General features: G+C 66.7%; 16 protein-coding genes. 11 read left to right on the top strand and 5 right to left on the bottom strand.

The features are described from left to right. Positions 1 to 159: 159 nt before the first annotated feature. Positions 160 to 1,599, bottom strand: coding sequence for an HNH endonuclease signature motif containing protein (locus RHM57_RS10180; protein ID WP_322187919.1), 1,440 nt, complete (start codon positions 1,597 to 1,599; stop codon positions 160 to 162). Between the two features lie 244 nt (positions 1,600 to 1,843). Between RHM57_RS10180 and RHM57_RS10175 the strand changes: the two genes are divergently transcribed. From RHM57_RS10175 to RHM57_RS10145, 7 genes are all read left to right on the top strand, one after another. After that, on the top strand, positions 1,844 to 2,350 hold the full coding sequence (locus RHM57_RS10175; protein ID WP_322187917.1) for a hypothetical protein: 507 nt from the start codon (positions 1,844 to 1,846) through the stop codon (positions 2,348 to 2,350). Between the two features lie 158 nt (positions 2,351 to 2,508). Continuing rightward, entirely contained in the window at positions 2,509 to 2,928 is a 420-nt protein-coding gene (locus RHM57_RS10170) for a hypothetical protein (RefSeq protein WP_322187915.1), read from the top strand. A 230-nt stretch (positions 2,929 to 3,158) separates the two neighbouring features. Beyond that, positions 3,159 to 3,398 carry a hypothetical protein gene (locus RHM57_RS10165; protein WP_134447318.1) on the top strand — a complete coding sequence of 80 codons (240 nt, stop codon included), beginning with the start codon at positions 3,159 to 3,161 and terminating at the stop codon, positions 3,396 to 3,398. 69 nt (positions 3,399 to 3,467) lie between these two features. Then, positions 3,468 to 4,109, top strand: a complete 642-nt coding sequence (locus RHM57_RS10160) for a ScbR family autoregulator-binding transcription factor (RefSeq protein WP_134559421.1) — start codon at positions 3,468 to 3,470, stop codon at positions 4,107 to 4,109. A 218-nt stretch (positions 4,110 to 4,327) separates the two neighbouring features. Further along, the gene (locus RHM57_RS10155; RefSeq protein ID WP_134447322.1) at positions 4,328 to 5,062 is read left to right on the top strand and encodes a GAF and ANTAR domain-containing protein; all 735 of its coding nucleotides are present in this window, start codon (positions 4,328 to 4,330) and stop codon (positions 5,060 to 5,062) included. Continuing rightward, entirely contained in the window at positions 5,055 to 5,768 is a 714-nt protein-coding gene (locus tag RHM57_RS10150; RefSeq protein WP_134447324.1) for a GAF and ANTAR domain-containing protein, read from the top strand. Before RHM57_RS10155 ends, RHM57_RS10150 begins: the two co-directional genes overlap by 8 nt. A 52-nt stretch (positions 5,769 to 5,820) precedes the next feature. After that, positions 5,821 to 6,207: a DUF1622 domain-containing protein gene (locus RHM57_RS10145; RefSeq protein ID WP_322187913.1), complete on the top strand. Its 387-nt coding sequence runs from the start codon at positions 5,821 to 5,823 to the stop codon at positions 6,205 to 6,207. A 67-nt stretch (positions 6,208 to 6,274) separates the two neighbouring features. Here RHM57_RS10145 and RHM57_RS10140 read toward each other — a convergent pair whose 3' ends face one another. Next, complete coding sequence (locus tag RHM57_RS10140; RefSeq protein WP_322187911.1) at positions 6,275 to 6,937, bottom strand: GAP family protein; 663 nt, start codon at positions 6,935 to 6,937, stop codon at positions 6,275 to 6,277. Positions 6,938 to 6,946: 9 nt separating this feature from the next. Beyond that, the gene (locus tag RHM57_RS10135) at positions 6,947 to 8,119 is read right to left on the bottom strand and encodes an AI-2E family transporter (RefSeq protein ID WP_134447328.1); all 1,173 of its coding nucleotides are present in this window, start codon (positions 8,117 to 8,119) and stop codon (positions 6,947 to 6,949) included. Positions 8,120 to 8,283: 164 nt separating this feature from the next. Between RHM57_RS10135 and RHM57_RS10130 the strand changes: the two genes are divergently transcribed. Together RHM57_RS10130 and RHM57_RS10125 are read left to right on the top strand one after the other, a co-directional pair. Then, positions 8,284 to 8,796 (top strand): mycothiol transferase, encoded by a 513-nt coding sequence (locus tag RHM57_RS10130; RefSeq protein WP_322187909.1) that lies wholly within the window; start codon positions 8,284 to 8,286, stop codon positions 8,794 to 8,796. 7 nt (positions 8,797 to 8,803) lie between these two features. Then, positions 8,804 to 9,862: a lysylphosphatidylglycerol synthase transmembrane domain-containing protein gene (locus RHM57_RS10125; protein ID WP_134447332.1), complete on the top strand. Its 1,059-nt coding sequence runs from the start codon at positions 8,804 to 8,806 to the stop codon at positions 9,860 to 9,862. Between the two features lie 3 nt (positions 9,863 to 9,865). Here RHM57_RS10125 and RHM57_RS10120 read toward each other — a convergent pair whose 3' ends face one another. After that, complete coding sequence (locus RHM57_RS10120; protein ID WP_134447334.1) at positions 9,866 to 10,579, bottom strand: response regulator; 714 nt, start codon at positions 10,577 to 10,579, stop codon at positions 9,866 to 9,868. Continuing rightward, the gene (locus RHM57_RS10115; protein ID WP_134560896.1) at positions 10,572 to 12,242 is read right to left on the bottom strand and encodes a sensor histidine kinase; all 1,671 of its coding nucleotides are present in this window, start codon (positions 12,240 to 12,242) and stop codon (positions 10,572 to 10,574) included. The genes RHM57_RS10120 and RHM57_RS10115 overlap by 8 nt, the downstream gene beginning before the upstream one ends. Positions 12,243 to 12,376: 134 nt before the next feature. On the opposite strand from RHM57_RS10115, the gene RHM57_RS10110 reads away from it, so the two are divergent. Further along, positions 12,377 to 13,771 carry a cation:dicarboxylate symporter family transporter gene (locus RHM57_RS10110; RefSeq protein WP_322187907.1) on the top strand — a complete coding sequence of 465 codons (1,395 nt, stop codon included), beginning with the start codon at positions 12,377 to 12,379 and terminating at the stop codon, positions 13,769 to 13,771. A 150-nt stretch (positions 13,772 to 13,921) separates the two neighbouring features. Further along, entirely contained in the window at positions 13,922 to 16,633 is a 2,712-nt protein-coding gene (gene mgtA, locus RHM57_RS10105; RefSeq protein ID WP_134448038.1) for a magnesium-translocating P-type ATPase, read from the top strand. Positions 16,634 to 16,648 lie beyond the last annotated feature (15 nt).

Genomic DNA, 16,648 nt, shown 5'->3' with positions numbered 1-16,648 from the left:
CGGAAACCACCCACGGTAACGTCAGGAGAGCCCCTTTTTTGTTGCATTGAGATTCAGCCATGTCTGCGACATGTGCAGGTCCGCCAGATTCGACCATGACTTTGAGGCTCACGACCGCACGCCACGAGCAATACTTCCTGCCGGGCAACGCCCTGCGTTCTAGAACGGTGTCGGGTCGTCGGGGTCGTCGGGTGTGGGGTCGAGGTTCCAGACGTCAACGATCGGGGCCGGTGGTTTCGGTTCGGGTTTGGGTTTCCGGGGTGGTCTCATGTCGGCGGAGGGTTCGACGATGTAGTTGTACCCGGCCGGGGAGGTCCATTCGATGCGGCCGTCGCCGAGGTGCCTGGGCGACCACCGTGTGTAGCTCTTCACCGCGTGGTGATGCGGGCAGAGGTGGGCGAGGTTCATCGCGTCGGTCTCCCCGCCGTGCTGCCACTCCACACTGTGGTCGAGGTCGGACCGTTTGGCGGAGCGCCGGCAGCCCGGGAAGGTGCAGGTTTCATCCCGCACCTCCAGCCATTTCTTGAGCGCGGCGGGTGGTTTGTAGGTGTCGCGTCCCATGGAGAGCACGACGCCGGTTTCCGGGTGGGTGAGGAGCCGGGTGAAGCTCGGCGCCCCGGCCGCGAGACGCCTCGCGGTGTCGGGTTCGATGGGTCCGTACCCGGCCAGATACCCGGGTTCCTCGCTCTTCCCGAGCAGGGTCAGCACGGGGACGGTGACGTTGACCTGCGCGGCCACCCCGGCACCGAGTCCGTCCGGGGTGACCCCGCCGATCAGGACGTCGGTGAGCACGTCCGCCGCCAGCTGGGTCAGGGTGCGGACCTCGTCCGGGCCCTGCAGGGTCAGCGCGGTGTCGAGGGTGCGGTGGTACGCGGCCTGCACCTTCTCCGCGTCCCCGGTCAGGTACAGGGAGGCCATTCCGTCGTTGAGGGCGTGGAACACCACGAGCCGGTCTTCGACGCTTTTCTGGTGCCTCGCGGTGATGGTTTCCGGGTGGGTGCGTTCCCGCACCCTTCGGGCCCGGTCGGCGAGCTTCGCCACGGTCAGCACTTCCGCGTCGGGCACGAGGACCTCCTCGAACACGGCCCGGGCCCGGGCGGCCGCTTCCGGGTCATCATCGACCCGGATACCCCAGGCCTGCTCCATGATCACCTGGGCGTGCCGGTAACTGATCGCCCCGGAGGCCAGGGCCTCCCGGGTCACGGGGAGCTCCTCCGCGAGGGTGCGGCTGGCTTCGATCAGGGTCTCCGCCGTCCGGCGCGGGAGCCGCAGCAGGGCGCTGACCTCGCAGGTGAATTCCTCTTTCGTGGCTTCTTCCGGAGACCACGGCATTCGCGGCCCGCCGGCGCGTTCTGCGGCCTCCGCCCGGGCCCGGCCGACATCGGCGAGCACCCGTTGCGCCGCATAGATCGCGGCCGCCCGCTTCGCGGCGGCCCGGTTCATCTCCCGGTCCGCCTCCCGGATCGCGTCATACACCTCGGGCAGGGACGGCTCCACCAGGCTGAGATGCCGGGGGTTGAGGTACGAGTCGGGAGGGATCCCGGGCGGGGGTTCCGCCGTGCTTTCCGAACGAATAGTTGAGGGTTCTTCAGCTGTCATGCCGGTCACTCTACGGACCACCACCGACATTCCCGGGGCATCCGCCACCCCACAAGCCACCTGTGGAATACCCGGTCAAAGAAGATTTCTGTGGACAACTTCTCCCCAAGGCCCTCCAGCCACACCGGGAGGAGGTCGCGATGACCGGCGACGGGGTCGACGACGCGCCCGCGCTTCGTCGAGCGGACGTCGGACTGGCAAGGGGGATCAAGGGCACGAAGCGACGAAGGAAGCGGCAGGCATCGTGCTCGCCGACGACAACTTCGCCAGCATCCAGAGTGCAGTTCACGAAGGCCGTCGTATCCGCGACAACCTGCAGAAATCCATCGTCTTCATTCTGCCCACGACCGCAGCCGAGTCCCTGGTGCTCCTGCTCGCCGTGCTGTTCGGATTCGCGCTGCCGCTCCAACCGACGCAGATCCTGTGGGTCAACCTGATCACGGCCGCGACCGTCGGGGTGTTCTTCCTCGAGCAGGGAATCGGGTCCACCACCGCGGAAGCGCAGACCACGGCCGCGACCACGCCCACCTTCAGCCGGCTCGCGTTCCTGTTCACTTCCCGGTGCCTCCGGGCGTCGAGCCTCACCCTCTGCACGCCATTCATGAACCTCTGGTTCAGCTCGACGCCGATCGGGGTTCGCGAATGGGCGTACACGCTGGGACTTTCCGCCGTCATCTTCCTGCTCGTGGAAGTGGACAAGGTGATCGGACGGGCGCGCGCGGGCCGGGCCTCGCGGATCGCTGTCCCGTGATCGGCTGCTGAGCGCACTGCGGCATAATCAGGAACACGGACACGCGGGTGTGCAAGAAGCGCCACCACGCACCGCGTCCTGATCGGTCGCAGGGGTGGGTCCGGCAGGTGCGGTAGCCAGGTCTACGCCAGTCAGTCTTTTCATCGAGGGGGATGTCCATGGCAATTCGAATCACGAGCACGTCAACGAAGATCGCCTACGTGACGAGCGGTGGCGTTCTCGTCATTCTCGGGTCGGCCCTGACGATCGGTCTCCCGCTGCCTGTTGCGTCCGTCGCGGCAGCCGTCCTTGCGCTGGTCCTGGTCGTCTTTGCTGCGAGAACCTTTCGCGCCGAGGACGAACCGGTCGAACAGAGGCGCCCGTGGTGGAAGATGACGGCGCACCGGACATCCGGTGTCGTGTTTGCACTCCTGTTCGGTTCCCGGGCGATCTACGTGCTTGTCGCTTTTGTCAGTCGGCCGGAATCGGGGGGCCTGATGGTTCCACTGGTCACGAACATCTTGATCGCGATGATGTTCGCTTTCTCGTCGATGCGGCTGGGAACGACATCACCCGCGACCGCGTCGCGTAACCAGTAAGGCCACCTGCATCGGTACCTGAGGCCGCCCGGTTCCTCGCCCACGTCGCCACTTTTCTTGAGTGAGACCACCCTGTCGCTGCGCACAATGGCATACACTCATCGAGGGGAACCAAACAAACGGGGAAACCGGTTTTTTATTGGATGGCATCGGCGTTCGCTGAAAGGCGCATCGCCGGCGTCTGTGCCGTCGGGGGTCGGTGAGCACGGAGTCGAACTCGCGTTCGGCCGGTGCCGCGCTCACCGAAAAAACATCTGGGGGGAAGTTTGAAACAATCAACTCGCGCGCAGCTGGTGGACATTTCAACAGCACTCGTCATCGCCGGTTGCGTATTCGTGCCGCTCTTCTGGCTCGGCTACGCAGTGGGGCCGATTCTCGGTATTTCGGTGTTGTTGGCCATCGGTGTCCTGATGATTCGGTCGGCGCTCAGATCGGAACCCAACCCAGAGGCGCTGATCGAGCCGGAGTGAGGGTGCCGGACGGGGATGCAGAGGTGCCGTCGGGTCCATGTTCGATGCGGAATCGCCAGGAGGCGCACCATGACCGTGAAACAAGAGCGCGCCGTACTCACTCGCGAGAAGATTATCGCGGGGGCTGCGGACGTCTTCTATCGCCAGGGTTTCGGCGGGGCCACGCTCTCGGACATCACGGCCGCCGCCGGAGTGACCAAGGGCGCGCTGTACTTTCATTTCCAGTCCAAGGAGCACGTCGCCCTCGCCGTGATCGAAGCGGAACACGAGATCGCGACAGCTGCCGCGACGGCGATACTCGACACGACAACCGGGCCGCTTGAGTCGATGCTCAGGCTCTGCAGCGATCTGGCCGGACGATTGACCACCGACCCCATCGTCCGTGCCGGCATCCGCCTCACAACCGAAACCTCGACTTTCGATCGGTCGATGGCGCGACCATACGAAGATTGGCTTGCGACCTTCGAGGCACTGACTCTGGCCGCCACGGAGGCCGGCGAACTCCGCGCAGGCACCGACGCCGAGAAGCTGGCGCACTTCATCATTCCCGCTTTCACGGGGGTCCAGATGGTTTCTGATGTCTTCACCGAACGTGCCGACCTCCGTCGACGCGTACGGGAAATGTGGGAGATTCTCTTGCCCGCAATCGTGCCTCCCGAAAATCAGAATTCCATCGAGTGGATGCTGGAAGCGGCATTCCCGATTCGATAAGGTCTCAGTCGTGAACCGACACGACGACTGCACTCCCGAGCACACTCCGGGGAACGCACGAGAGCGATTCCCGGTGCGCACGCCCACACCGTTGTCGGGGCCGGGACGGTGGCGGAGAGAGCCCGAGCGCTGCCTGCATTCCTTTTCGACGCCGGAGGAGTACGTTGCGATCATGCAGCGGACGGGAGTGAATCGTGGTTGCGACCAGAATCGCGGGTATGACCCCGATGCCTGATCTGTTTGCCGTGGCTGCGGATGCACTGAACGCCCTGACCGGGCAGGAGGCGCGTCTGTACGAGCCGCTCCTGGCGGCGTTGCCCGTGGACGGGGCATCCGTCTCGACGTTCGGCGATATTCTTGCCGCTGAAACGATTTCGGCCAGTGACGCCCAGTCGTTTCGTCTCGACGAGTTGCAATTCGATCTTGGCGAGGGCCCCTGTTGGGACGCACTGCAGACCGCGGCTCCGGTCCTCGAGCCTGATATTCGCAAACGGCCGAACCGGACCTGGCCGGCCTTTTCGGAAGCGATCCTTGCAGATGACCTCGGTGCGGTCTTTGCTTTTCCCCTGATCCTGGGGCCTTTGCGCATCGGTGCGATCGATCTGTATACCAACCGCCCCTATCGCCTCAGCTCGCAGAGCGTCCAGCAGATTTCGAGCCTTGCGACCGTGGTCAGTCGTCTGGTCCTCTCTCGAGCCATCAGACTGTCCCACACCGAGATCGAAAACGAGACCGACAGTGCCACTCGCCAGAAATTCTCTCGTCGCGAGATCCATCAAGCCACCGGAATGGTCCTGGCTCAACTGAGAATTCCTGCCGCGGATGCCCTCCTCGTCATGCAGGGCCATGCTTTTGCGGCTGGCCGGTCAATGGCCGAGATTGCGGCAGAAATCATTGACCGCCGATTGAGTTTCGCGGTAATCGAGAGCCAGATCGAAGGGTCCCATGATTGATGGAACGAGAGAGGACCGTTTAATCGACACGTTCGCGACCCTTGCCGACACGCTTGTGGCCGACTACGACGTGGTGGATCTCCTGCAGACCCTGGTCGAGAGTTGCACTGATCTCTTCGATATTGCGGCCGCTGGAATTCTTCTGGCCGACGCCGATGGCGAATTGGAAGTTGTCGCTTCGACGAGCGAGGCCAGCAGACTTGTCGAGGTCATGCAACTGAGCGCTCGGGCGGGCCCCTGCGTGGAATGCTTTGTCACCGGTGCCGTCGTATCCCTGACGGACGTAGAGGAGAGTCCGCCCGCGTGGCAGCGTTTTCGGGACAGCGCACGCGAGCAGGGTTTTGCCGCGGTCTTCGCCATACCGTTGCGGCTGCGGGAGACGACAATCGGTGCCCTCAACCTGCTGTCGAATGTTCCGGGTGCACTTCGCCAGCAGGACGTGCGGGCCTCCCAGGCGCTGGCCGACGTTGCCACGATCGGAATCCTGCAGGAGCGTACGCTCCGGGAAAGCATGTCGGTCCGGGAACAGCTGACAAACGCGTTGACCTCCCGGGTGGTCATTGAGCAGGCCAAGGGCGTACTTGCGCACTCCCGAGGCGTGTCGATGGAGGAAGCGTTCACCCTGCTGAGGACGTATGCCCGGGCAAACCGCCTGCTGCTCTCAAGCGTCGCCCAAGGTCTTGTCGAACAAACACTCGTGATCTGAGCGGGCATCCCGCCGACCGTCTGCACGCTGAACCACGAGGAGAGGGATGTCCATGGACTTCGAGCAGGTCATTTCGGCCGGCGTGCAGGTCGTCGAGGCTGCCGGTGCAATCATCATGGTGCTCGGTGGGGCCCTGGCTTTCGCGGTCGCCCTTCCGCGCGTGCTGCGGAGCTCCACCCGTGCCCAGGCGTACGTGGGCCTCCGTCGTGACCTGGGCCGGGCCATCCTCCTCGGCCTCGAGGTCCTGATCGTGGCCGACATCATCCGGACCATCCTCGTCGAACCGACCGTCCAAAGCGTCGTCGTCCTCGCCGTGATCGTCGTGATCCGCGTTGTGTTGAGCTTCTCGCTCGAAGTCGAAATGGACGGGGTATGGCCGTGGTCACGCTGGCGGGCCGATCCCGTCTCCCCGGTCACCCCGCAGCCGCCTGCTCAGTAGCCTGCGCCGTAGCCCCGTGGCGGTCGGGTCACGAACACGCCACGCCACACCATGTGGCGTGGCTGCTTCAGACCCGGGTCATGCCGTCGCCCAGGATCAGGGCACCGAGCATCAGGGCCACGACAACCGTGACGATCTGGGACGGATTGATGATGCGCTTCTTGAGCGCCACGAGGGGTTTGATCATCGTCTGCGGGGACGCCAGCGTGAGGATCACAGGGACCGCGACACTGGACACCCCGATGACCGTGTAGACGAGGATGCAGATCACCAATTCGGCAAGCGGGAGCGCGTGCGCGCTGAGGGCGAGCCCCGCTGCAGTGCCGAGAACGAGGGCCTTCGGCCGGATATTGAGCACAAGTCCGACCCCGGCGCAGGACACGGGCCCGAGGGTCGCGATCCAGTTGAGCCAGGCGGGTTCGGCCAGCCGGGGAGGGGACGGATGCAGGAGTTTCCACACGCCGGACCCGATCAGCACGGCGCCGAGAACGATCTCCGTCCAGCCGATGGCCGGCTGGAGGGCAGTCATGTCGGCCGGGGGAAGCCAGGTCAGTGTGGCCGTGAACACGGCCGTGACGACGATGAGCCCGACGATCCAGCCCGCGAGGAAGGCGGGGGCCGACCAGCGCTGTTTGGGAGACAGAAGCAACAGCACCGTCACGAGGAGCGGGGTGGTGCTGAGCGCGACGGCGAGTGCAAGCGGGAGCAGCCGTCCGATTGTGGCGAGCATGGGAGCGCCTCACCCCTCGTGCCCGGGCTCCGGCGCTTGCGTGGCTGTCGGGCGGGGAGATGAGGGTGGCTTCGCTTTCCGCGCATTCTTGCCTGCGACATCGGCCGCCTTCAGGAGACGTCGGGTCTCGACTGTCGGGCCGAATGCCGGCCTGACCCACGCGACGTCGGGATCGGAGTCGACGAGGAACGTTCGGGCGAGCAGGGTGAGGGGGATAGCGAGGATGGCGCCGATGGGCCCGATCACGACGGCCCAGAACAGCACGGAGAAGAAGGTGATGGTCTGGTTGAGAGAGACGGCGCTGCCGACGGCCTTGGGCTGGATGATTGACTGCACGCCGCCGTTGATCACGCCGTAGACGATGATCACGGCGATCACGGTCGGCCAGCCGCCGACAAGATAGCCGAACACGACGGGCGGGGTGATGGCGAAGAAATAGCCGATGTTGGGGATGAAACTGCAGAGGAAAGCCAGGAGCCCCCAGAGCAGGGCGGCGGGCACCTGGAGGATCCACAGCGCGATGGTGTTGAGAAATCCCTGCACCAACCCGAGCACGGTCGTGACGATCATGTAGCGGCGAACGTTCGCGGCGAAGACCTTGAGGGCATCGACGAGGCCCGGCCGGCGCTGGCTCAACTGCCCGAGAATGGTGTGCGCATAGGAAGCGTCCGAGGACATCAGGATCAGCATGGTCAGGACGATGACCAGGAAGCCGACGATGCCGAAGAAGCTGCCGAGGAAACCGCTGAGGTAGGGGACGAACCTGCTGGGCGTGAAGCCTTCCGTCATCGCCTGGATCTGCGCGTCGCCGATGCCGATCGTGTTGAGAAACTCGCCAAGGGAGACGCCGAGATCGTGGATCTCCGCGGCATAGCCAGGCAGCATCGAGACGAATTGGGAGATGGCCACGATGACGACATAGAAGAAGCCGGACAGCAGCGCGAAGACGACGAGGATCACCGAGCCGGTCGCGAGGCCGTGCGGCACCCCGCGCTTCTCCAGGCGTACCCGGACAGGATGAGCGCAGATGGACAGCACAAGAGTGAGCAGGACCGGCGCCAGAATGCCGCGGATGCTGCTCATCCCGATCGCCGTGATCGTGGCGGCTGCGAGGCCGACCAGGAGCAGCGTCCCGCGGGGATACCGGGGCAGGGGTGTGGGGTCGGGTCCGACGATGCTCATACTTGTCCCGCCATCCTCTTCGATGGGTTATCCATCGAGTGGCTCCGCCAACGATTCATTGGGAAACGTAGTCCCATTTCGTGCGCCCAGCGTCGTTTCCGCGTTTCTCCGCTTCGGCGCCTCGAAGCTAGTCTGAGAGGAACAAACCAGAGCGGGGGAGACGGATGCTGTCAGGCGAGCTGTTGAGTGAGGCCTATGGCCGGGTCGGCGGCGTGGTGCGTTCGGTGTTGCGGCAGGCCGGACCGGCCCTGCTCAAATACCGGGCGGACCCGGAGGCGAACTCGATCGCCTGGCTGGTCTGGCACCTGACACGGGTGCAGGACGGACATGTCTCCGAACTTCTCGGCGAGGACGAGGTCTGGATCAGCGGCGGCTGGGCCGCGAAATTCGACCTGCCCTTCTCCGACTCCGAGACCGGATACGGCCAGACCGCGGAACAGGTCGGCGGCGTCCGGGCCAGTGCCGAGCTGCTCGGCGGTTACTTCGACGCCGTGCACAGCCGGACCCTCGCCTATCTTCCGACGCTGACCCCCGAGGACCTCGACCGGATCGTCGACACCTCGTGGAACCCGCCCGTGACCCTCGGAGCCCGGTTGGTGAGCGTGCTGGCCGACGACCTGCAGCACGCGGGCCAGGCCGCGTTCGTGCGGGGCCTGGCGGTCCGTTCCGGGGACTGACCCCGCCGTGCGCCAGGGCGCCGTTCCTCCCGCCGCCGGCGCAACTCCTGCCGGGACCCGCGCGCGCGTGCCGCTGTGGCTCAAGGTACTCCTGTCGACGGCCCTGCTCTTCGTCATCGTCTGGTTCGTCGTCGTGCCGCAGTTCGCCGGCGTTGAGGCAGCCCTCGCGTCGCTGGAAAGCGTTTCGCTGCCGCTCGTTCTCCTGGCCGCTGCCCTCCAGCTGTCCTCGCTGCTCTCCTTCAGCGCGTTGACCGCCGCGGTGCTCGGACCCGTCCGGCCGGGCTACTTCACCCTCCTCCGGATCGACCTCGCGGACCTCGGGGTGAACCACGTGGTGCCCGGCGGAGGAGCGACGGCAGCCGCGGTGCGCTTCCGGCTCCTCGTCCGCGCCGGAGTGCGATCCGGCGCTGCGCTCACCACGGCGACCATCGAGACCACTGGTTCGAACCTCGTGCTCGGGATCGTGTTCGCCGGCGGGATCCTGTTGTCGATCACGACCCTTGTCGTCACGGGCACGTACATCGTGGCAGGGACGGTGGTGCTGGTCCTGCTGGTCGGCACGGGCGCCGGCGTCTGGTTCCTGACCCGCCGGACTGAGCTCGTCGTGCGTGGATCGCGCCGGGTGGCGGCGCGCGTGCCGCTGGTCTCCGAGGATCGGGTCGAGGTCTTCGTTCGCAGCGTGGCGGCGCAGGTCCTCGAGCTCGTCACAGACCGACGGCGGATGTCCGCCGCGCTCGGCCTCGCCGGCGCGAACTGGCTTCTCGACGCTGCTTCGCTCGGAGTCCTGCTCGCCGCGTTCGGGCATCCGCTTGCCATCGGCCCGCTGCTGGCGGTCTACGGGCTCGGCGGGCTCCTCGCGCTCCTGCCGTTGACCCCGGGAGGCCTCGGTATCGTCGAGGGTGTGCTCGTGCCCGCCCTCGTCGCGGTCGGGACTCCGCACGCGACGGCGCTGCTCGCCGTTGTCGGCTGGCGGGTGCTCGAGTTCTGGCTTCCGATCCCGCTCGGTCTCGCCGCCTACGTTTCGCTGCGCCTCGGCGTGCTCCGGCGGCGTCCCGCCGCTCCCTGAGCGTCACGGGCGCGGTATGCGCATCCAGGAATATTCGTTCTCCGGACGCCCAGGCGTCCCGTAGCGCGGAGAGCGCAGAACGGTTCCGGTGTCCGCGAGGTACTCGAGGTACCGGCGAGCCGTCACCCGGGAGATCCCGAGTGCGTCGGTGACCTCGCTCGAGGAGACCGGGGACTCGTGCTCTTTGAGGAAGTCGACGACGGCCGAGAGGGTGCCTTCCGCGAGTCCTTTCGGCCGGGGAAGCTCGGCGGGCGCGCGCAGGCTCGCGAATGCCAGGTCGACGTCCGACTGGTTGGTGACCCGGGATTGGGTGCCGAGCTGGAGTCGGAAGTCCCGGTACTGGCCGAGCTTCTGCGCGAAGGTCGCGTAGGTGAACGGCTTGATCAGGTATTGGACGATGCCTGCTGCCACCGCGCCACGCACGATCTTCAGGTCGCGCACCGCCGTGATCGCGATGATGTCCGTCATCAGCCCGGCCGAACGCATCCGGCGGCTGACGTCGAGGCCGTGGAGGTCGGGGAGGGTCATGTCCATCAGGACCAGGTCGATCGGGCGGCCCGCGGACTCGGCTTCTGCCAGCGAACGCAGGGCGGAGTGTCCGTCCCGCGCGGTTCCGGCGTGGACGAAGCCTGCCAGGCGACCGAGATAGACCGCGTGGGCTTCAGCCGCGATGGCCTCGTCTTCGACGACGAGCACGCGGATGTCCGCGTCAGGCATCGTGCGGATCCCTCGCTCCGGTGGGGCGCACGCCGGCGACCTCTGCTGAGGGTGCCCGGCAGGGAAGCGTGACCGTGAAGACCGCGCCCCGCCGGAATCCGATGGTCAGGGTGCCGCCGAGGCGGTTGACGGTCTGTTGGACCAGTGCGAGGCCGAGCCCACGCCCGAACTCACCGGGTTCCTTGGTGCTGAAGCCGCGGCGAAGCACGTCGTCGAGCATTTCCGGATCGACGCCATGGCCGCTGTCGGCGACTTCGACGACGACGGAGGCCGCACCGCTGTGCACGGAGAGGTGGACCTCCCGCGGCGCCGCGGCGTCCATTGCCGCGTCGAGGGCGTTGTCGATCAGGTTGCCCACGATCGTGACGAGGTCCCTGGCCTGCAGCCCGGTGTCGGACAGGCTGCCGGTGGCCTCGACGGCGAGGACGACGCCGAGCTCGCTGGCCTGGGCGAACTTACCCATCAGCAGTGCGCTCAGCACGGGCTCATCGACCGACGCGACCACCTCGTCCGTCAACATCTGGCCGAGTTCGAGGTCCCTGGTCGCGAATTCCAGTGCGTCTCCGGTGCGGCCGAGTTCCATCAGCGAGACGATCGTGTGCAGCCGGTTGGCATGCTCGTGGGTCTGGGCCCGCAAGGCATCGGACAGGGTCTGCATGGACTGCAGCTCGCTGCCCAGGGACTCCAGATCGGTGTGGTCGCGGATCGTGGCGACCCACCCCATCGGCGTCGATTTCCCACGGCCGCTCACGGGTGGCGCGAGTGCGGGCTGCTGGCTGACGACGAGCACCCGGGTGCTGGTGAGGTGGATCTCATCCTGCACCGGGCGGCCACTGCGGAGCAGGTCACCGAGTCCCGCCGGGAGCTCGAGCTCGCCGAGGGTCGGGGCGGCGGCCCCGCCCCTCGGATTCGCCGGTCGGGACGGGATGCCGAGAAGCTCGGCGGCCTGGTCGTTGTAGAGAACGAGGTCGCCCTTCAGATCAACGAGGACGAGGCCTTCCCGCACGGAATGCAGTACGGAGTCGTAGTACACGAACAGCTGGGCGAGCTGTTCCGGTCCCCAGCCCAGGGTGACCCTGCGCAGGTAGCGCCCGATCAGGGACGTGACGATCGCGCCGGCCACGAGGAGGGCGAGTGCCAGGCCCAGGACAGCGGGCAGTCGGGCGGTCAGGGCGATCGACAGGTTGCTGGTCTTCACCCCGGCAGCGACGAGCGCGCGGACGGCGCCCTGCGCATCGACGACGGGCACGACTGCGCGGACGGACGGGCCCAGGGTTCCCGTCGTGACCTCGGTGAACGGCGTTCCCGCCAGGGCCGGCGCGATGGTGCCGATGTACGGCCGCCCGATTTCAGACTCGGTGGGGTGAGTCCATCTGGTTCGGTCCGGCGCCATGATCGTGATGAAGTCGAGCCCCGCCTTCTGCGTGACGCTGAGCGCGTATGGCTGCAGGAGCGCGCTCGGATCCGGGGCCCCGCTGGCCTCCAGGACGAGCGGGTTCTCCGCGATGGCCGTCGCGACCGACAGCATCCGGCTCTCGGTTTCGGCGTAGCCGCGATCGCGAGCGTCGATGAACAGTGCCGTGCCGACCGAGGCGGCGAGCGCGACGATGAAGACGGAATGGGCCAGGAAGAGCCGGCGCGCGATGCTCCAGTCGCGGATCATGGCGTGCCGCCCTTCTCACCTCGATGTGAATGAAACCATATGCCCGTCGCGCGTGAACAATATGACCGCAACCGTGACGCCACGCGCCGCGTCGACCATTCTGAAACGCACAACACCAGACAAAGGAGTCTCTCATGGCAGCACTGCGAACCACACGTCCGGTCCGGCCGGCGAAACGGATCGACACGTCCCACTACCTGTACATCGCGGTCGTCGTGGCCGTCGTGCTCGGCATCACCGTCGGCCTGCTTTTCGGCGGGAAGGACGGCTTCGCCGTCTCGCTCAAGCCGCTCTGCGACGTGTTCATCGCACTCATCAAGATGATGATCTCGCCGATCATCTTCTGCACGATCGTGATCGGCATCGGCTCGATCGCGAAGGCCGCGACGGTCGGACGGATCGGCGGACTGGCGCTCGGGTACTTCCTCGTCATGTCGACCTTCGCACTCGGAATCGGGCTGCTGGTCGGGAACCTGATCCACCCCGGCGCAGGGCTCGACCTGAAAGCGGCCGCGGCATACGTGCCGCCGGCCGCCGCGGACTCGCAGGGCTTCTTCCTGGGCATCATCCCGACGACGCTCTTCTCGTCGTTGACGAGCGGCAACATCCTGCAGACCCTCTTCGTCGCACTGATCGCCGGGTTCGCCCTGCAGAAGATGGGCAGGGCGGGCAAACCGATACTCGAGGCGATCGCGAACGTGCAGGCCCTCGTCTTCCGGATCCTGATCATGGTGATGTGGCTCGCTCCGATCGGCGCGTTCGGCGCCATCGCGGCGGTCGTGGGCGCGACAGGCTTCCAGGCCGTGGTCAGTCTCTTCACCCTGATGGGCGCCTTCTACCTCACCTGCATCCTCTTCATCGTCGTCATCCTCGGCGGGCTGCTGAAGATTTCCACCGGCGTGAGCATCTTCAAGCTGATGCGCTACCTCGGCCGGGAATACCTGTTGATCTTCTCGACGTCGTCGTCTGAGGCGGCGCTGCCGCGGCTGATCGCCAAGATGGAGCACCTCGGTGTCTCGAAGCCGGTCGTCGGCGTCACCGTGCCGACGGGGTACTCGTTCAACCTCGACGGCACCGCCATCTACCTGACCATGGCCTCCCTCTTCATCGCCACAGCAATGGGCCAGCCCCTCGCCCTCGGCGAGCAGATCGGCCTGCTCGTGTTCATGATCATCGCGTCGAAGGGAGCCGCCGGTGTGTCAGGTGCCGGCCTCGCGACCCTCGCTGCGGGGCTGCAGGCCCACGCCCCGCAGCTGCTCGGCGGTGTCGGCTTCATCGTCGGCATCGACCGGTTCATGTCGGAGGCCCGCGCACTCACGAACTTCACCGGCAATGCCGTGGCCACCGTTCTGATCGGCTCCTGGACCCGGGAGATCGACAGGGCCCAGGTCGACCGGGTCCTCGACCGACTGGAGCCGTTCGACGAGACCACGATGATGGCGCACACCATCGATCCCACCCCCGCGGAGCGGTCCGTCGCGGCAGAACGGGCTGCGCAGTCTGCGGTGCTCGAAGACGCCAGGCACTGACCCAGGCCCCACCTGGTGCGCGGCGCCGGGCCCGCCCCCTTCGAGGGCGGGCTCGCCGTCGCGCATCCGTGTTCTCGCCGGGGAGGGATAGTCTCGGAATCAGCGCCGCCGGAGGCGCCTGACCGGGGGACCGAGAAGAAGATGACGGAGATGCCCGACCTCACGTCGAAGGAAACCGCGAGGCTGAACCCGGAGCCTCCCGAGGCGACGACGCTCGCGGACTTCGCGAGCAGCAGCGCCGGTGAGGTGCTGAGCCGACTCGGGTCAACGGCTGCGGGCCTGACCGGCGTCGAGGCAGCTCGTCGGCTCGCCTCGACCGGACCCAATGCGGTGCGCACGCACAAGGCAGGTCCCCTGTCCGTGCTCGGCAGGCAACTGCGCAGTCCCATCCTCATCCTCCTGATCGTGACCGCCGCCCTGTCGCTTCTCCTCGGGGACGTCACCAACTCCATCGTGATCGGCGTCATCCTCCTGGCGAGCGTCGGGCTCGGCTTCAGCAATGAGTACCGGGCCGAGCTCGCCGCCGAGGCGCTGCATTCGCGGGTGACGCACAAGGCCGTCGCCGTCAGGGACGGGTCCCTGGTCGAGATCGATGTCGTCGACATCGTTCCCGGCGACATCCTCCACCTGTCCCTCGGCGCCGTCGTCCCCGCCGACATCCGCCTGCTCTCGTGTGAGGACCTGCTCTGCGACGAGAGCATCCTGACCGGGGAATCACTGCCGGTTGACAAGTCGCCGGAACCCATCCCCGCCGGAGCGGCGCTCGGCGACCTGAACTCCTGCGTGCTGATGGGCACGGTCATCCAGTCCGGAAGCTGCGTCGGCGTGGTCGTCTACACGGGCGCCCACGCCGAATTCGGGCGCATTGCGCTCGGCCTCGGCACCCGGCAGCCGCAGACCGAGTTCGAGCTCGGCCTGCGGCGTTTCTCGCTGCTGCTGCTCCAGGTGGCCATCGGGCTGACGACGCTCATCTTCGTCGCAAACCTGCTTCTCCAGCGCCCCCTGCTCGAGTCCCTGCTGTTCTCGCTCGCGATCGCGGTCGGGATCACGCCCCAGCTCCTGCCCGCCGTCGTGTCTACGAGCCTCGCCACCGGAACCAGGGAGCTCGCGAAGCGCAAGGTGCTGGTCAAGCGCCTGGTCTCGATCGAGGACCTCGGAGACATGGACGTGCTCGTCACGGACAAGACGGGAACCCTGACCGAGGGGAAGATCTCGTTCACGACGGCGCTCCCTGCGGCCCCGCACGTGGACGCGGGTGACGTCCTCCGGTTCGGGCTGCTCGCGACCGAGGTCGACTACTCGACGGGCACGGTGTCGACGGTCGGCCAGAACCCGCTCGATGTGGCCGTCTGGGCCGCACCGGAGGCCCCGGCCTCGCAGGTGTCCGAGTACACCCGGCTCGACGTGATCCCATTCGACCATGAGCGCCGGATGACAAGCGTGCTCGTGCGAGACCCGGCAGGGACGCTCACCCTCGTCACCAAGGGATCGCCCGAGGATGTGCTCCGGGTCTGCCGCGACGTGGCACCGGCCGCCCGGCACCTGCTCGACCAGCAATACGCGAAGGGCAGCCGCGTCGTCGCGGTGGCGACCCGGACCGGCTCCGGGCTCACGGACATCAGCCCGGCCGATGAGAACGACCTCACGCTCGCCGGGTTCCTCATCTTCCTCGACCGCCCGAAACAGAGCGCGCGGGCCTCACTGAAGCGGCTCGAGACCCTGGGCATCTCCGTGAAGATCGCGACGGGGGACAACGCCCGGGTCGCGGAGAAGGTGTGCGGCGACCTCGGCCTCGAGTCGGGAGGCACCCTGACGGGCGGGGAGATCGACGCCCTCACGGATGCCGAACTCGCGGTCCGGGCGGAGGAAGCGAGCATCTTCGCCCGGGTGTCCCCGGAGCAGAAGTCCCGGCTCATCCACGCCCTGCGGGCGAACGGGCGTGCCGTCGGTTTCCTCGGCGACGGCGTCAACGACGCCCTCGCCCTGCACGGAGCCGACATCGGGATCTCGGTGGACAGCGCAACGGATGTCGCCAAGGACGCCGCGGATGTCGTGCTGCTCGACAAAGACCTCGGAGTGCTGGCAGACGGGGTGATGGAAGGTCGACGGATCTTCGCGAACACGATCAAGTACGTGCTGATGGGCACCTCGAGCAATTTCGGCAACATGTTCAGCGCGGCGACGGCATCCGTCGTGCTCAGCTTCCTGCCGATGCTGCCGGGGCAGATCCTGCTGAACAACCTCCTGTACGACGCCGGCCAGCTCGCCATTCCCGGCGACAGGGTCGACAAGGAGCAGCTGCTCGCGCCCTCGCACTGGGACATCGGGTACATCCGGCGCTTCATGTTCCTGTTCGGCCCGATCAGCTCGCTCTTCGACTTCGCGACCTTCGCGCTGATGCTCCTGGTCTTCCAGGCCGCGCCCGGAGAGTTCCGGGCCGGGTGGTTCATCGAATCGCTGGCCACGCAGACGCTCATTATTTTCGCGATCCGCACCAGACGGGTGCCGTTCCTGCGCAGCCGGGCCTCTCGAGGGCTCACCATCTCGGCGTTCTCCGTTGTCGCGATCGGCATGTACCTGCCGTTTTCTCCGCTCGCCGGAGTCCTCGGCTTCGACCCGCTGCCGCTGCCGTTCTTCCTCGCCCTGGCCGGGATGACCGTGCTGTACCTCGTCCTGGTCGAGTTCGCCAAGCAGTGGTTCTTCAGCCGCCCCGCGCAGCAGCCGACGGCCACCCGTCAGCGGGTCTCGAGCCACCACCTTGCCCGGCGCGCGGCACGCTTCAGCGTCGTGGAACCGGGAGCGGTTGTCGCCAGGCGACGGTCGGCCTCGCGGCGCCGACGTGCCAGGGCCGGGCGGAAATAGCCTCACGACGCAGGC

The organism is Cryobacterium sp. 10S3, from assembly GCF_034344045.1.
GTDB lineage: Bacteria > Actinomycetota > Actinomycetes > Actinomycetales > Microbacteriaceae > Cryobacterium > Cryobacterium glucosi.
The sequence above is the reverse complement of the archived record's forward strand: the minus strand, read 5'-3'. Positions and strand labels throughout refer to the sequence as shown.